A 14,956-nucleotide genomic window follows, 5' to 3' on the forward strand; every position below is an offset into this window, starting at 1 on the left:
TTGGTGATGATGGCAGAGAGGTCACACCCGTTCCCATACCGAACACGGAAGTTAAGCTCTCTAGCGCCGATGGTAGTTGGGACCTTGTCCCTGTGAGAGTAGGACGTCGCCAAGCAAATTAAAGACGAGTCAATTTGACTCGTCTTTTTTTGTTTACTAAAAGATATGGGATGATTCACCTAGTAAGAAGAGTAAAACATAGTAAGGGATTTTCCGGGCAGAGATCCCTAAAAATTGATAAATAAACGGATAATCTTCAGAAGCATAACTTCCTAATAAGTCATACCACCAATCAGTCTCATAGCGAGAAATCATGCTTAAATTGTAGAGCAACAAATAGTGTATGAGTGGTTCTGGGAAGAAAGGTTTACAATTTCTAGGATCATTTGTTATTGGCCAATAGTAAATGTTGCTCTCGTAATCATAAGATAAAGGTGTGCTATATAAAGGGTTCCACGTTTTAGGAGAAGCTGAAAACAACAAATTAGATTCTATCGTTTTACTTGATGCGTATTGTATAGAGAGATGTTTGCAAGACGTTTCAATGTAACGAGAAAAACGTTCTTTTGTCATATGTAAGCGATCCAGCATGGCAGAGGGAAACGAAATATGGTGTTCATCTACTATATTGATTTTATATAGCATTTGTTCTTTTTGGCTATGGCGAAATAAGTTTTTTAATTCGGGAATTCTTGCCAGTAGTTCAAGCATAATAAATTTTTCAGCTTCTAAGTGTTTCATGTGAAACATTTGTTCCGCAACATGTGAAAATAATCCATTCTTTTGTACTTTAACCTCATCCTCTAAAAACTGATATCCTTGTTTTTTGCGTTTTCTTGTTGTTACTCCATGAGCTAAGACGGTTGTTGATTCTGGATAATTGGGATCAACGGTTAATAAACAGGCTTTTAAAAGTTGACTCATTCCATAAAATAACAGCATAGGCTGAATAGAGAAGGGCGCCGTTTTACATAATTCATAATAACTTTTTCCATGTTCTAAATAATAAATGAAAGGATAACAATTTTCGAAGCTTTTTTTTTCAGCGTTTTCAATAGGTAATTTTTCATAGCAACGGGCAAGATAATGCTGTACATGTTGGGATGAAAAAAAGAAACTTAATTGCTGCCAAGCATAAGATGTATCATGCATATATTACGCTCCTTTTATTATCTAAAAATTCTAACATATATATACTTTCTTGACAGTATTTTAACCAATTGTTAAGCTACTAATAATAATTTCTGGTATCATGGGGGGAACAATTATGTGGGAATCTAAATTTGTTAAAGAAGGTTTGACGTTTGATGATGTATTACTTGTACCAGCGAAGTCAGATGTATTGCCAAGAGAAGTAAGTGTTAAAACAGTTTTATCTGAAAGTTTACAGTTAAACATTCCTTTAATTAGTGCAGGAATGGATACAGTAACAGAAGCTGACATGGCGATTGCAATGGCGCGTCAAGGCGGTTTAGGAATTATTCATAAGAACATGTCTATTGAGCAACAAGCTGAGCAGGTTGACAAAGTAAAACGCTCTGAAAGTGGCGTTATTTCAGATCCATTCTTTTTAACTCCAGAACATCAAGTATATGATGCAGAACATCTTATGGGAAAATACCGTATTTCGGGTGTACCAATTGTAAATAATTTAGAAGAGCAAAAATTAGTTGGTATTATTACAAACCGTGATATGCGTTTTATCCAAGATTATTCCATCAAAATTTCTGATGTGATGACAAAGGAGCAATTAATTACAGCTCCAGTTGGTACGACACTAGAAGAAGCTGAAAAGATCCTACAGAAATATAAAATTGAAAAGCTCCCTCTTGTTGATAACAACGGTGTATTACAAGGGCTTATCACAATTAAAGATATTGAAAAAGTAATTGAATTTCCAAACTCTGCGAAAGATAAACAAGGTCGTTTATTAGTTGGAGCAGCAGTTGGTGTAACGGCAGATGCAATGCAGCGTATCGATGCATTAGTAAAAGCACATGTAGACGTAATTGTACTGGATACAGCTCATGGACACTCTCAAGGTGTTATTGAGAAAGTAAAAGAGGTTCGTGCAAAATATCCGAAATTAAATATTATTGCAGGTAACGTTGCCACAGCTGAAGCGACACGTGCATTAATCGAAGCTGGTGCAAATGTTATCAAGGTTGGTATTGGACCGGGTTCTATTTGTACAACACGCGTTGTAGCTGGTGTTGGTGTACCACAATTAACAGCAGTGTACGATTGTGCGACAGAAGCTCGTAAGCACGGTATTCCGGTTATTGCTGACGGTGGTATTAAATACTCTGGAGATATGGTAAAAGCTTTAGCAGCAGGCGCACACGTTGTAATGCTTGGTAGTATGTTTGCTGGTGTTGCAGAAAGTCCAGGAGAAACTGAGATTTACCAAGGTCGTCAATTTAAAGTATATCGTGGTATGGGTTCTGTTGGAGCAATGGAAAAAGGAAGTAAGGATCGTTACTTCCAAGAAGGTAATAAAAAACTTGTTCCAGAAGGTATCGAAGGACGCGTACCATATAAAGGGCCTTTAGCTGATACCGTTCACCAATTAGTTGGTGGATTACGTGCAGGTATGGGATATTGCGGAGCGCAAGATTTAGAATTTTTACGTGAGAATGCACAATTTATACGTATGTCAGGTGCTGGTTTACGTGAAAGTCATCCACACCACGTACAAATTACAAAAGAGGCACCAAATTACTCTTTATAATGTCTTATATGTAAATAGACGGAGATTTGATATCTCTGTCTATTTTTTTTTGATTATGTTAGAATAACGGTTATGTGAGTACAAAGATATTGGGGGTAACAGAAGTGAAAGGTATGTTTTGCAAGCGATTCATTGCAATGGTAACAGTGCTTACACTATTTTGCAGCATGTTCGTTACATATGGCAGTGCATCAGCAGAAACAGGACCTGCTTTAGACGTAGAAGCAGGAGCAGCGATTTTAGTAGAAGCAGATTCTGGGAAAATTTTATACCAAAAAAATGCAGATGAGTTATTAGCAATTGCTAGTATGACGAAAATGATGAGTGAATACTTAGTTCATGAAGCAGTGGATAAAGGGAAACTTAAGTGGGATCAAAAAATAACAGTTTCCGAATATGCATATAAAATTTCACAAGATCGCTCATTATCTAATGTTCCGTTAGAAAATGGTGGTTCTTATACAGTGAAAGAGTTATACGAAGCAATGGCAATTTATTCTGCGAACGGTGCAACAATTGCGTTAGCTGAAGCAGTTGTAGGTAAAGAAGCAGACTTTGTAAAAATGATGAATGATAAGGCGAAAGAGCTTGGATTGAAAAATTATAAATTCGTAAACTCTACCGGCTTAACAAATCATGATTTAAAAGGGCAACATCCTGAAGGCACAACACCGGATGAAGAAAATAAAATGTCTGCGAGAGATGTCGCGATTTTAGCACAACATCTAATTCAAGATTTTCCTAAAGTATTAGACACAGCGAAAATTCCGAAAAAAGTATTCCAAGAAGGTGGAAAATATCCTGTTCAAATGGATAACTGGAATTGGATGTTAAAAGGCTTAGTTAAGGAATACGAAGGTGTGGATGGTCTGAAAACAGGATCTACCCCAGAAGCTGGAGATTGCTTTACTGGTACAGCAGAACGAAACGGTATGCGTTTAATTTCTGTAGTTATTAAAACAAATTCTCATACAGCGCGTTTTGATGAAACAAAGAAACTGTTTGATTACGGATTTACAAATTTTGAAGCAAAAAAAGTATATCCAAAAGGATCTACTGTAAAAGAAAATGAAACTGTACGAGTAGAAAATGCAAAAGATAAAGATGTAACAGTTCAGACTAAACAAGCTATCACGCTGCCGATGTTAAAAGGAAGTAAAGAAGTTTATAAAACAGAATTTAAAGAATTAAGCAAAGAAAAAGAAGCGCCAATTAAAAAAGGTACAACACTTGGTCAAATGGTCGTATCCTCTAAAGATAATAATGATCCTGGATTTTTATCAGGTAAATCATTACAAGTAGATCTTGTTACAAAATCAGAAGTAGAAAAAGCAAACTGGTTCACACGCTCTATGCGTGGTATTGGTTCTTTCTTTAGTGATATTTGGAATAGTGCGGTTGATACAGTAAAAGGTTGGTTTTAAGAGCTCCTCATTGTAGGGGCTTTTTTTATTCCTATTTTTCATACCGACTTTATGAAAAAGTAGTGGACAAGCCTCTGATAGTTAGTGGTAGAATGTAAGAGTATTCTTAATTTTCGCCTTTAACGGGGAAAAGCAATTCACCTAGGGGGGTTTTTGTACATGACAAATGTAACAGGGACAGAACGTGTAAAACGTGGAATGGCAGAAATGCAAAAAGGCGGCGTTATCATGGATGTAGTTAACGCTGAACAAGCAAAAATTGCAGAAGAAGCAGGCGCAGTTGCCGTTATGGCACTAGAGCGTGTTCCAGCAGATATTCGTGCAGCAGGTGGCGTTGCGCGTATGGCAGATCCAACAATTGTAGAAGAAGTTATGGGAGCTGTATCGATTCCAGTTATGGCTAAATGTCGTATTGGCCACCTTGTGGAAGCACGTGTACTAGAATCATTAGGGGTAGACTATATTGACGAGAGTGAAGTATTAACTCCCGCTGATGAAGTATATCATTTAAATAAACGTGATTACACTGTTCCATTTGTATGTGGATGTCGTGATATTGGGGAAGCAGCGCGTCGTATTGCAGAAGGTGCATCTATGCTGCGTACAAAAGGTGAGCCTGGAACAGGAAACATTGTAGAAGCAGTGCGTCATATGCGTCAAGTAAACGCGGAAATCCGTCAAGTTGCGAGCCTACGTGAAGACGAATTAATGACATATGCAAAAAATACTGGCGCTCCTTATGAGGTATTACTTGAAATCAAACGTCTTGGTCGCCTGCCGGTTGTAAACTTTGCAGCAGGTGGTGTGGCAACACCGGCAGATGCTGCATTAATGATGCAACTTGGTGCAGATGGTGTGTTTGTAGGATCTGGCATCTTTAAGTCAGAAAACCCAGAAAAATTCGCGCGTGCGATTGTTGAAGCGACGACACACTATGAAGACTATGAGTTAATTGCAAGCCTTTCTAAAGGACTAGGTACTGCAATGAAAGGTGTCGAAATTTCAACATTATTACCAGAACAACGCATGCAAGAACGCGGTTGGTAATTAAAGGAGATTTTGAAATGATTAAAGTCGGTGTATTAGGTCTTCAAGGAGCTGTTCGTGAGCATGTAAAGGCAGTTGAAGCGAGTGGTGCAGAAGCTGTAATTATTAAACGTGTGGAACAACTTGAAGAAATTGATGGTCTTATTTTACCAGGCGGTGAAAGCACAACAATGCGCCGTCTTATTGATAAGTACGATTTTATGGAATCACTTCGTGAGTTTTCACAATCTGGTAAACCGATGTTCGGTACGTGTGCGGGTATGATTTTACTTGCAAACAACCTTATTGGTTATGAAGAATCTCATATTGGGGCTATGGATATTATAGTTGAACGTAATGCGTTTGGACGCCAAAAGGATAGCTTCGAAGCTGCTCTTTCGATAAAAGGTGTAGGAGAAGACTTTATTGGTGTATTTATTCGCGCGCCATATGTTGTGAGTGTAGGCGATAATGTAGAAGTTCTTTCCATGCATAATGATCGAATGGTAGCAGTAAGACAAGGACCGTTTTTAGCGGCTTCTTTCCATCCAGAGTTAACTGATGATCATCGTGTTACAGCATATTTTGTGCAAATGGTGAAAGAGGCAAAAATGAAAAAAGTTGTATAAGTAACTTGCAACTTGTGTAAGATTATAGTAAATTGATGGTAACAATTTTATAAAATAAACGTGTTGATAGGAAATAGTAACAAATGGTGTTTCTTGTAGAGAGTCGGTGGTTGGTGGAAACCGGTAGAAACAGTTTGTGAATCCATCCTGGAATGAAATGTGGAATATCTCTATGGTTAGTAAACATTTCCGGCGAAGAGTCGTTATTTCTATTTGAGAGGAAAGCAATATTGCTTTCAACTAGGGTGGCAACGCGGGTTAACTCCCGTCCCTTTTTATAGGGACGGGAGTTTTTTGTGTTTTATAAAATAAAAGGAGGAATATATAATGCTTGATATTAAATTTTTACGAGCGAATTTTGAAGAAGTGAAAGCAAAATTACAGCATAGAGGCGAAGATTTAACGGATTTTGGTCGTTTCGAAGAATTAGATATAAGAAGAAGAGAATTGCTTGTTCAAACAGAAGAGTTAAAAAGCAAGCGTAATGAAGTATCTCAACAAATTTCTGTATTAAAACGTGAAAAGAAAGATGCAGAAGCTTTAATTTTAGAGATGCGTGAAGTAGGGGAAAGAATAAAAAATCTTGATGATGAACTTCGCTCAGTTGAAGAAGATCTAGAACGATTGATGCTTTCTATTCCAAATATCCCTCATGAATCTGCACCAGTTGGTGACACAGAAGAGGATAACGTAGTAGCTCGTACTTGGGGAGAGGTAAAGGAGTTTGATTTTGAGCCAAAGCCTCACTGGGATCTTGCAACTAACCTAGGAATTTTAGATTTTGAGCGTGCTGCTAAAGTAACGGGAAGCCGTTTTGTATTTTCTAAAGGTGCAGGTGCAAAATTAGAACGTGCTTTAATTAGTTTTATGCTGGACCTCCATACAGAGAAGCATGGATATGAAGAAGTATTACCTCCTTATATGGTAAACCGTGCAAGTATGACAGGAACAGGACAGCTTCCAAAATTTGAAGAAGATGCATTCCGCATTGAAAGTGAAGATTACTTCTTAATTCCTACAGCTGAAGTACCTGTAACAAATATGCACCGTGATGAAATTTTAAGTGTGGACCAATTACCAATTCGTTATGCAGCATTTAGTGCATGCTTCCGTTCTGAAGCTGGTTCAGCTGGTCGTGATACACGTGGTTTAATTCGTCAGCATCAATTTAACAAAGTAGAACTTGTGAAATTTGTAAAACCAGAAGATTCTTATGAAGAATTAGAAAGGTTAACAAATGATGCGGAGCGCGTGTTACAATTATTAGGTCTACCATATCGTGTTATGAGCATGTGTACAGGAGATTTAGGATTTACAGCAGCGAAGAAATACGATATTGAAGTATGGATTCCAAGCTATGGCACGTATCGCGAGATTTCTTCTTGTAGTAACTTCGAAGCATTCCAAGCAAGACGCGCAAATATTCGTTTCCGTCGTGAACCAAATGCAAAACCAGAACATGTTCATACAATCAATGGATCTGGACTGGCAATTGGGCGTACCATTGCAGCTGTTTTAGAAAATTACCAACAAGAAGATGGTACAATTATAATTCCAGAAGTTCTTCGCCCTTATATGGGAGGAAAAACAGTTATTAAATAAATTGAAATTTTCATCGGTATGAGTGTTATCAGTAAAATACAGGAAATAGGAGGTATTTCCTTTTCCTGTAATCTGTTATAGTGTACTTGACTAACTGTTTTTCTTTTGATATTATATTTGATGTCAATATGGAGGTATACCCAAGTCTGGCTGAAGGGATCGGTCTTGAAAACCGACAGGCGGCGAGAGCCGTGCGGGGGTTCGAATCCCTCTACCTCCTCCAGATATAATTGACAACAGCGCATATAAGTGGAGATTGGAGAACTCGTTACCAACACGTAACGAGTTTTTATTTTAAAACCAATCAGAAAGTATGATGTAAGGCGAAGGAATGCCTTATGAAACACTCATATTCCGATGATTATCTTCATAGATATGAAAGGAGTCAACATGGATCTTATTATACAAACATTCCCTTTAGATGGAAAAACTTTATATTATGTACAATGCCCGGTCTGTAAGAACAATAGAATTTTAAATAGTGGTGCGAACGTATCGCGTATTATAAGTGATGATACATTCCGTAAACTGTGCGGTTGTACTTGTAATGTGAAGAAAGAAGCGAAAAAGGTAGAAGCGCCGAAAGAAAATGTAAAAAAAGAAGTAGCTCCAAAACGTGCTAGTAAAGTGTTAACAGCAATCATTAATGGGAAAGAAATGACTGTTAAAGAAATTGCTGAAGCATACGATATTAGTACAAGTACTGTTCGTCAGCGTATTAATGCGGGGAAAACAGAGAGCGAAATCATAGCTTCAACGAAAAAGAAAAAGTGATCTAATAGGAAAACCCGTGCATCCGCACGGGTTTTTTATTTTACAAGCTTACGTGTTTGTTTTAGGAAATGCCCAATTTTCTTAATGATGGGCTCAATTGAATTTTCATCGTTTAAGATATCATATTCATTAATATTTAAACGTAAGACTGGACATGAATTGAAGTTATTAATCCAGTTCTCATAGCGACCATGCATCTCTTGCCAATATTCAATCGGTGTTTGTTGCTCCATCGGGCGCCCCCGTTCTTGAATACGACTGACAATATTATCAAAAGAACCTTCTAAATAAATTAATAAATCTGGGTGAGGGAAGTAAGGTGTCATAACCATTGCGTCGAACAACCCTTTGTACGTTTCATAGTCTGTTTCTGTCATTGTTCCTTTTTCATGATGCATTTTTGCGAAAATGCCAGTATCTTCATAGATAGAGCGATCTTGAACAAAGCCACCACCGTACTCGAAAATTCTTTTTTGCTCTTTAAATCGCTCTGCTAAGAAGTAAACTTGTAGATGGAAGCTCCAACGCGTGAAATCAGCATAGAACTTATCTAAATACGGATTAGAATCCACTTTTTCAAATGATGTACGGTAACCTAAAGTGTTAGCTAGTGCAGTTGTCATAGTTGATTTACCAACTCCCACTGTACCGGCAATTGTAATTACTGCATCATTTGGTATATCATATTTTTGCCTTAAATTCATTGCTATTTCGTCCCCTTTGATAGTGTATTTTGGAGAGTGGATAAAATTACATTCAAGTCGTCACTGTTTTTTACGAAATCCATATTATCTCCATTAAATTTTAACACTGGAATATCAGGATGATCCTTTTTGAACGTATCCATTGCCGTTTCGTAATCTTTAGTAAGTTGCAATAAGTAACTTGGATCCATATTTTTCTCGAATTCACGTCCACGCATCGCAATTCGTTTTTGTAATGTTTCTAGACTTGCCGTTAAATATACAATGACATTTGGTGCAGGCATATCTTGTGTAAGAATACGATAAATTTGCATGTATTTGTCATATTGAGTGTCTTTTAATGTGCGAGATGCAAAAATTAAATTTTTAAATATATGATAATCCGCTACTACTGGTTTACATTCATTCAAGTATTTTATGTTAATGTCCTCCAATTGTTTGTAGCGATTACAAAGAAAGAACATTTCTGTTTGGAAACTCCATTCGTCAATGTTTTCATAAAACTTTCCTAAGAAAGGATTTTCATCAACAATTTCTTTTAATAAGTGGAGTTGCATGTGAGTTGAAATTTCCTTCGCTAGTGAAGTTTTTCCAACACCAATTGGTCCTTCAACCGTAATAAATGGTACTCCGGTCACGCTGTTTCCTCCTTTCAATTCATAATTTCCTGTAAATAAAAAGCACAAAACAGAATAATTGTAGCATAAGAGGGAAGTGAACGGACTACTTTGTCATAAAAAGTTGAAAAATTGATGTATGCTACTCAAATTTTAATTGAAGAGAAGGTGCAATATTTGCTTTTAATGTTGTTTCCATTATTTTTAGAGCGTGTTTATTATCTTGATCAGAGTTAGAAGCAGTGCAATCTTGAGGTACATAGAGAGTATAGTTTCTCATATGAGCATCATTGGCTGTAAAAAGGATGCAAATGTTTCCTGCGACCCCTGTTATGATGAGTTTTTCAACTTTTAAATGTCCTAATAAAGAATTTAATGGTGTTTCATAAAATGCCGAATAATGTGGTTTAATAAATACATAGTCATCTATGCTGGGGGCAATCGTTTGAATAATATTTTTGCTATACTCATTTGTGCAATGAGTAATTAGTTGGCCGATATCAGCTCTCCATAGTTGATAATGATCGTTAATATAAATAACGGGATAGCCCTTCATTTTCATTGTTCGTTTTAAGTGTAAAATAGGATCTATAATCATTTGGCATTTTTGCGCCAGGACTGGCCCGTGTGAGAATTGGAAGTCGTTAATCATATCGATAATAAGCAGTGCAGTATTTTTCATATGTAATCCCCTTTTCTTTTTCTTTAGATTGGATTGAATATGTAAAAGTTATCCCGCATCTTTAAGAAGGCGTGTAATGTACTATAAATTGAAAAGTGGACATAAAATTTTTCCTGCCATGCCAAGAGAAAAGAACAGGATAAAATAAGTGAAGGGCACTTTTTTGTTCTGTGCAGCAGGGAATTATATAATTATTAAATTAAAATAAATGAATATAGTGACGGAAGATTATAATACTTTATTCGTAATGAGAGGACTATATTATGGAGCAAGATATGTATTTTATGCAACTTGCAATAGAAGAAGCAAAGAAAGCTGAAGAAATTCAAGAAGTTCCGATTGGAGCTGTTATCGTATTAGATGGAGAAGTAATTAGTGCTGCCCATAATTTAAGAGAGACTGAGCAAAGGTCAATTGCTCATGCGGAGTTATTAGCAATTGATGAAGCTTGTAAAAAGCTAGGTACGTGGCGCTTAGAAAATGCAACATTATATGTGACATTAGAGCCATGTCCGATGTGTGCAGGGGGCATTGTTTTATCACGTGTAAAACGAGTTGTATATGGTGCAAATGATCCAAAGGCGGGGTGCGCAGGGACGTTAATGAATCTTTTAACGGAAGAGCGTTTTAATCACCGATGCGAAGTGGTATCGGGTGTGATGGAAGAAGAATGTGGAGCTTTGTTAACAAATTTTTTTAAGGAACTACGTAAAAAAAGGAAAGAACAAAAGAGAAAATCGGATCAAAACATTGTTCGTTAACAAGTTTGCATTTTATGATGAAACAAGTTATACTGATAATGCCTTCGTTAAGGCAACCGAATATTGGTTTTAACTTTGCCGTGCTAAGCGGGGAGGTAGCGGTGCCCTGTACTCGCAATCCGCTCTAGCGAGGCCGAATCCCTTCTCGAGGTTATGTTGCTGTAAGGCCTGCCTTAAGCAAGTGGTGTTGACGTTTGGGTCCTGCGCAACGGGACCCCGTGAACCTTGTCAGGTCCGGAAGGAAGCAGCAATAAGCGGGTCTTCTCGTGTGCCGCAGGAGTGCCTGAACCGAGCTAACTGCTTAAGTAACGCTTATGGTACGTAATCGACAGAAGGTGCACGGCAGTTATATATGTATACAAAACTCACCTTATATAAAAGGGTGAGTTTTTTGTATAGAAAATAACTTTTGGAATCTATAAACAGAATGGGTTATAATATATAAGATAATAACCTTTGAGGGAGGCCGTATTTTCGTGTCATACCAAGCGTTATACCGAACATGGAGACCGCAAAAGTTTGAAGATGTAGTCGGTCAAAAACACGTAACAAAAACATTACAAAATGCCCTTCTTCAAGAGAAAGCTTCGCATGCTTATTTGTTTTCTGGACCAAGGGGAACAGGTAAAACGACAATTGCAAAAGTATTTGCAAAGACAATTAACTGTGAGCATGCTCCGGTGGCTGAACCTTGTAATGAATGCCCGTCGTGTTTAGGAATTACACAAGGGTCTATTTCGGATGTATTAGAAATTGATGCGGCTTCGAATAACGGTGTAGATGAAATTCGAGATATAAGGGATAAAGTAAAGTATGCCCCAAGTGCAGTGAAATATAAAGTATACATTATTGATGAGGTCCACATGCTTTCAATGGGAGCTTTTAATGCGCTTTTAAAGACATTGGAAGAACCACCGCAACATGTTATCTTTATTTTGGCGACGACAGAGCCTCATAAAATCCCGCCTACAATCATTTCAAGGTGTCAGCGCTTTGAATTTCGAAAGATATCGGTACATGATATTGTAGAAAGACTAGAGACGGTTGTTACAAATGAGGGTACAAAAGTAGAAGCTGAAGCGCTACAAATTGTTGCGCGTGCTGCTGAAGGTGGTATGCGTGATGCACTGAGTTTAATCGATCAGGCTATTTCGTATAGTGATGAGACGGTTACGACTGAGGATGTCTTAGCGGTAACGGGTTCTGTTTCTCAACAATATTTAGGTAATCTTGTAGAATGTATAAGAGAGAATGATGTATCAAGAGCGTTGCGTATTATTGACGATATGATGAATAAGGGAAAGGATCCAGTTCGTTTTATGGAAGATTTCATTTATTATTATCGTGATATGCTCTTACATCAAACTTCACCACAATTAGAACATATGTTAGAACGAGTAATTGTTGATGATCAGTTCCGTATGCTAAGTGAAGTGATGCAACCTGAGATCATTTATGAGATTATTCATACGCTCAGTAAGGGACAGCAGGAGATGAAGTGGACAAATCACCCGCGGATTTTCCTAGAAGTTGTTATGGTGCAACTTTGCCAACAGTTTATGATGCAAGCGAATGGGACAGACCGTTTGCAAGCAATTATGAACAGAATGCAACAATTAGAAAAAGAATTGGAACAAATGAAGAAGAATGGCGTGCCAGCTAGTACGCAGCCTGAAGTTAAAGAGAGACGTACAACATCAAAACCTGTGCGGACAGGAAACATGAAAATCCCTGTCGGACGTGTACATGAAGTATTAAAGCAAGCAAAACGCCAAGATTTAGAACAACTAAAAGGCGTATGGGGTGAGTTGTTAGGAAGACTTAAATCCTATAATAAAGTGGCTTTTGCTGTATTATTAGAGAATAGTGAACCAGTTGCAGCTTCTGATGATTCTTATGTTTTAGCTTTCCAATATGAGATACATTGTAAAATGGCAAGTGAAAACCGTGAAGCAATGGATACCGTAGAACAAGTTCTTTTTGAATTGCTCAGCAAAAGATTGAATATGATTGCAATTCCGAAGAGTGAGTGGGGAAAAATACGCGAAGAATTTTTACAACGTGAAGGTGAAAACTCAGAAGAAGCAGCAGAACAAAAAGTAGATCCCCTCATAGAAGAGGCGGTAAAATTAGTAGGGCAACAACTTATTGAAATAAAAGAATAATAACTATTAGGAGGAATTTATTATGATGCGTGGCGGAATGGGAAATATGAATAACATGATGAAGCAAATGCAAAAAATGCAAAAAGATATGGCGAAAGCGCAAGAAGAGCTTGGAGAAAAAGTAGTTGAAGGTACAGCTGGTGGCGGAATGGTTACTGTCATTGTGAATGGACATAAACAAATTCTTGAAGTGAAAATTAAAGAAGAAGTTGTAGATCCAGAAGATATTGAAATGTTACAAGACCTTGTACTAGCTGCAACAAACGATGCGCTGAAAAAGGCTGAAGAACTTTCGAACTCTACAATGGGTAAATTTACAAAAGGTTTAAACTTACCGGGTGGAATGTTCTAGTAGGGGGATATTGACATATGCATTATCCAGAACCGATATCAAAGCTTATTGATAGCTTTATGAAGTTGCCAGGGATCGGTCCGAAAACGGCCGTTCGATTAGCGTTCTTTGTACTAGATATGAAAGAAGATGACGTGCTAGACTTCGCGAAATCACTTGTAAATGCAAAGAGGAATTTAACGTATTGTTCTGTTTGTGGACATATTACAGATCGTGATCCTTGTTATATTTGTGATGATTCACATCGTGATCAATCGGTTGTTTGTGTTGTACAAGAAGCGAAAGATGTAATTGCAATGGAAAAGATGAAAGAATATCAAGGCGTCTACCATGTGCTTCGTGGTGCAATTTCACCAATGGAAGGAATTGGACCAGAGGATATTAATATTCCGCAGTTGTTAAAAAGGTTACAAGATGAAACTGTCCAAGAAGTTATTTTAGCAACAAACCCAAATATTGAAGGGGAAGCTACAGCGATGTATATTTCCCGCCTCTTAAAACCGACAGGTATTAAAGTGACTCGGATTGCGCATGGTCTTCCCGTTGGTGGAGATTTAGAGTATGCGGATGAAGTAACATTATCCAAGGCTTTAGAAGGACGTAGAGAAGTATAAGAGGAGAAATCAAAATGTTTTTTCAAAAAAAGGGAAAGTTGCGAAAAGAATACGATGATAAGTTAATTGCTTTATTAGAAAAAGTGAAGAATGAGTGGCTACGTCAAAAGAGGATGGTAGAACAAAGTGTTGAACCATCACAGGATGTGCTATGTTCATTAAAATTAGCAGAAGCGAAATACTTTTTCTTATTAAAAGAAGCAAAAAGGCGTCCGGTAAAAATGGAACAATGGTAAAGGATCCTGGTTTTGTAACCAGGGTCTTTTTTATATAATTGAACGGCATTTTTTGTGTCCTTGTCCCATACATATAGAATGTATAAGCTATATGTTATATAAGGAGGAGGAAAATGAATTCTATATTGGTTATTGGTGGAATTCTTACTTTAGTATTTATTTTGCTGATTTTTGGTGCTTCAATGAAACCATTGCAATTTATAGGGAAGATTTTCGTTAAAGTAATCATAGGTATAGTATTATTGTTTACTGTTAATGTGATTGGAACATATTTTGGTTTTCATATTCCAATTAATATTGGTACAGCTTCTATTTCTAGTATCTTGGGAATACCGGGGATTTGTGCCCTGGTTATCATTAAATTATATATAATGCCAGGATGAAAATCATTTTGGCATTTATTTTTGAAAAAAGTTTTAAATAGTGTTGACTCATCGATTGTTAATGTGGTAAATTAATAAGCGTCGTCAACAACGAAAGAAAAAATAAGTTGACGAAGTGATTAAGAAATGTTATATTGTAAAAGTCGCTGAAACGCGATGTTGAACTTTGAAAACTAAACGAAACAAACAACGTGAAACGTCAATTTTTATTTTAGATGCTAGACAAACTAACTTTATTGGAGAGTTTGATCCTGGC

16 protein-coding genes, 1 tRNA gene, 1 rRNA gene, 1 other RNA gene and 1 other annotated feature are annotated in these 14,956 nt (G+C 37.1%); of the genes, 15 read left to right on the forward strand and 4 right to left on the reverse strand.

The genetic code is table 11. The annotated features are described in order from the left end of the window. Positions 1-115, forward strand: a 5S ribosomal RNA gene (gene rrf / locus ACX5JI_RS26150). A 41-nt stretch (positions 116-156) separates the two neighbouring features. Here the strand turns inward: rrf and ACX5JI_RS26155 are convergent. Further along, a complete protein-coding gene (locus ACX5JI_RS26155; RefSeq protein ID WP_459503896.1) occupies positions 157-1,152 on the reverse strand; it encodes a YaaC family protein in 996 nt (331 codons plus the stop codon). A 115-nt stretch (positions 1,153-1,267) separates the two neighbouring features. Here ACX5JI_RS26155 and guaB point away from each other — a divergent pair, with 115 nt between their 5' ends. The 7 genes from guaB to ACX5JI_RS26190 all read left to right on the forward strand — a co-directional run bounded on the left by guaB (position 1,268) and on the right by ACX5JI_RS26190 (position 8,186). Continuing rightward, positions 1,268-2,731 carry an IMP dehydrogenase gene (gene guaB / locus ACX5JI_RS26160; RefSeq protein ID WP_459503897.1) on the forward strand — a complete coding sequence of 488 codons (1,464 nt, stop codon included), beginning with the start codon at positions 1,268-1,270 and terminating at the stop codon, positions 2,729-2,731. A 104-nt stretch (positions 2,732-2,835) separates the two neighbouring features. Then, a complete protein-coding gene (locus ACX5JI_RS26165) occupies positions 2,836-4,155 on the forward strand; it encodes a serine hydrolase (protein ID WP_459503898.1) in 1,320 nt (439 codons plus the stop codon). A 159-nt stretch (positions 4,156-4,314) separates the two neighbouring features. Then, complete coding sequence (gene pdxS, locus ACX5JI_RS26170) at positions 4,315-5,202, forward strand: pyridoxal 5'-phosphate synthase lyase subunit PdxS (RefSeq protein WP_017150471.1); 888 nt, start codon at positions 4,315-4,317, stop codon at positions 5,200-5,202. 17 nt (positions 5,203-5,219) lie between these two features. Continuing rightward, positions 5,220-5,810 carry a pyridoxal 5'-phosphate synthase glutaminase subunit PdxT gene (gene pdxT, locus ACX5JI_RS26175; protein ID WP_459503900.1) on the forward strand — a complete coding sequence of 197 codons (591 nt, stop codon included), beginning with the start codon at positions 5,220-5,222 and terminating at the stop codon, positions 5,808-5,810. A gap of 54 nt (positions 5,811-5,864) precedes the next feature. Continuing rightward, positions 5,865-6,086: a binding site (T-box leader), on the forward strand. A gap of 51 nt (positions 6,087-6,137) precedes the next feature. Continuing rightward, positions 6,138-7,412: a serine--tRNA ligase gene (gene serS, locus ACX5JI_RS26180; RefSeq protein ID WP_459503901.1), complete on the forward strand. Its 1,275-nt coding sequence runs from the start codon at positions 6,138-6,140 to the stop codon at positions 7,410-7,412. Between the two features lie 130 nt (positions 7,413-7,542). Further along, a tRNA-Ser gene (locus ACX5JI_RS26185) sits at positions 7,543-7,635 on the forward strand. A gap of 167 nt (positions 7,636-7,802) precedes the next feature. Next, positions 7,803-8,186 carry a sigma factor-like helix-turn-helix DNA-binding protein gene (locus ACX5JI_RS26190; protein WP_459503902.1) on the forward strand — a complete coding sequence of 128 codons (384 nt, stop codon included), beginning with the start codon at positions 7,803-7,805 and terminating at the stop codon, positions 8,184-8,186. Between the two features lie 35 nt (positions 8,187-8,221). Here ACX5JI_RS26190 and ACX5JI_RS26195 read toward each other — a convergent pair whose 3' ends face one another. The 3 genes from ACX5JI_RS26195 to ACX5JI_RS26205 all read right to left on the reverse strand — a co-directional run bounded on the left by ACX5JI_RS26195 (position 8,222) and on the right by ACX5JI_RS26205 (position 10,189). Next, a complete protein-coding gene (locus tag ACX5JI_RS26195) occupies positions 8,222-8,890 on the reverse strand; it encodes a deoxynucleoside kinase (protein WP_459503903.1) in 669 nt (222 codons plus the stop codon). A gap of 2 nt (positions 8,891-8,892) precedes the next feature. Then, the gene (locus ACX5JI_RS26200; RefSeq protein WP_459503904.1) at positions 8,893-9,528 is read right to left on the reverse strand and encodes a deoxynucleoside kinase; all 636 of its coding nucleotides are present in this window, start codon (positions 9,526-9,528) and stop codon (positions 8,893-8,895) included. Positions 9,529-9,649: 121 nt separating this feature from the next. After that, entirely contained in the window at positions 9,650-10,189 is a 540-nt protein-coding gene (locus tag ACX5JI_RS26205; RefSeq protein ID WP_459503905.1) for a cysteine hydrolase family protein, read from the reverse strand. 263 nt (positions 10,190-10,452) lie between these two features. On the opposite strand from ACX5JI_RS26205, the gene tadA reads away from it, so the two are divergent. From tadA to ACX5JI_RS26240, 7 genes are all read left to right on the forward strand, one after another. Beyond that, complete coding sequence (gene tadA, locus ACX5JI_RS26210) at positions 10,453-10,950, forward strand: tRNA adenosine(34) deaminase TadA (RefSeq protein WP_459503906.1); 498 nt, start codon at positions 10,453-10,455, stop codon at positions 10,948-10,950. 78 nt (positions 10,951-11,028) lie between these two features. After that, positions 11,029-11,293, forward strand: an RNA gene (gene ffs / locus ACX5JI_RS26215) — signal recognition particle sRNA large type. A 133-nt stretch (positions 11,294-11,426) separates the two neighbouring features. Beyond that, positions 11,427-13,115, forward strand: a complete 1,689-nt coding sequence (gene dnaX, locus ACX5JI_RS26220; protein WP_459503908.1) for a DNA polymerase III subunit gamma/tau — start codon at positions 11,427-11,429, stop codon at positions 13,113-13,115. Between the two features lie 25 nt (positions 13,116-13,140). Beyond that, complete coding sequence (locus tag ACX5JI_RS26225) at positions 13,141-13,467, forward strand: YbaB/EbfC family nucleoid-associated protein (RefSeq protein WP_459503911.1); 327 nt, start codon at positions 13,141-13,143, stop codon at positions 13,465-13,467. Positions 13,468-13,484: 17 nt separating this feature from the next. Beyond that, positions 13,485-14,081: a recombination protein RecR gene (gene recR, locus ACX5JI_RS26230; RefSeq protein ID WP_017150461.1), complete on the forward strand. Its 597-nt coding sequence runs from the start codon at positions 13,485-13,487 to the stop codon at positions 14,079-14,081. 14 nt (positions 14,082-14,095) lie between these two features. Beyond that, a complete protein-coding gene (locus tag ACX5JI_RS26235; RefSeq protein ID WP_017150460.1) occupies positions 14,096-14,317 on the forward strand; it encodes a YaaL family protein in 222 nt (73 codons plus the stop codon). A gap of 113 nt (positions 14,318-14,430) precedes the next feature. Beyond that, positions 14,431-14,700: a pro-sigmaK processing inhibitor BofA family protein gene (locus ACX5JI_RS26240; protein ID WP_459503910.1), complete on the forward strand. Its 270-nt coding sequence runs from the start codon at positions 14,431-14,433 to the stop codon at positions 14,698-14,700. Positions 14,701-14,956 lie beyond the last annotated feature (256 nt).

It is taken from the genome of Bacillus sp. C1, from assembly GCF_054570475.1.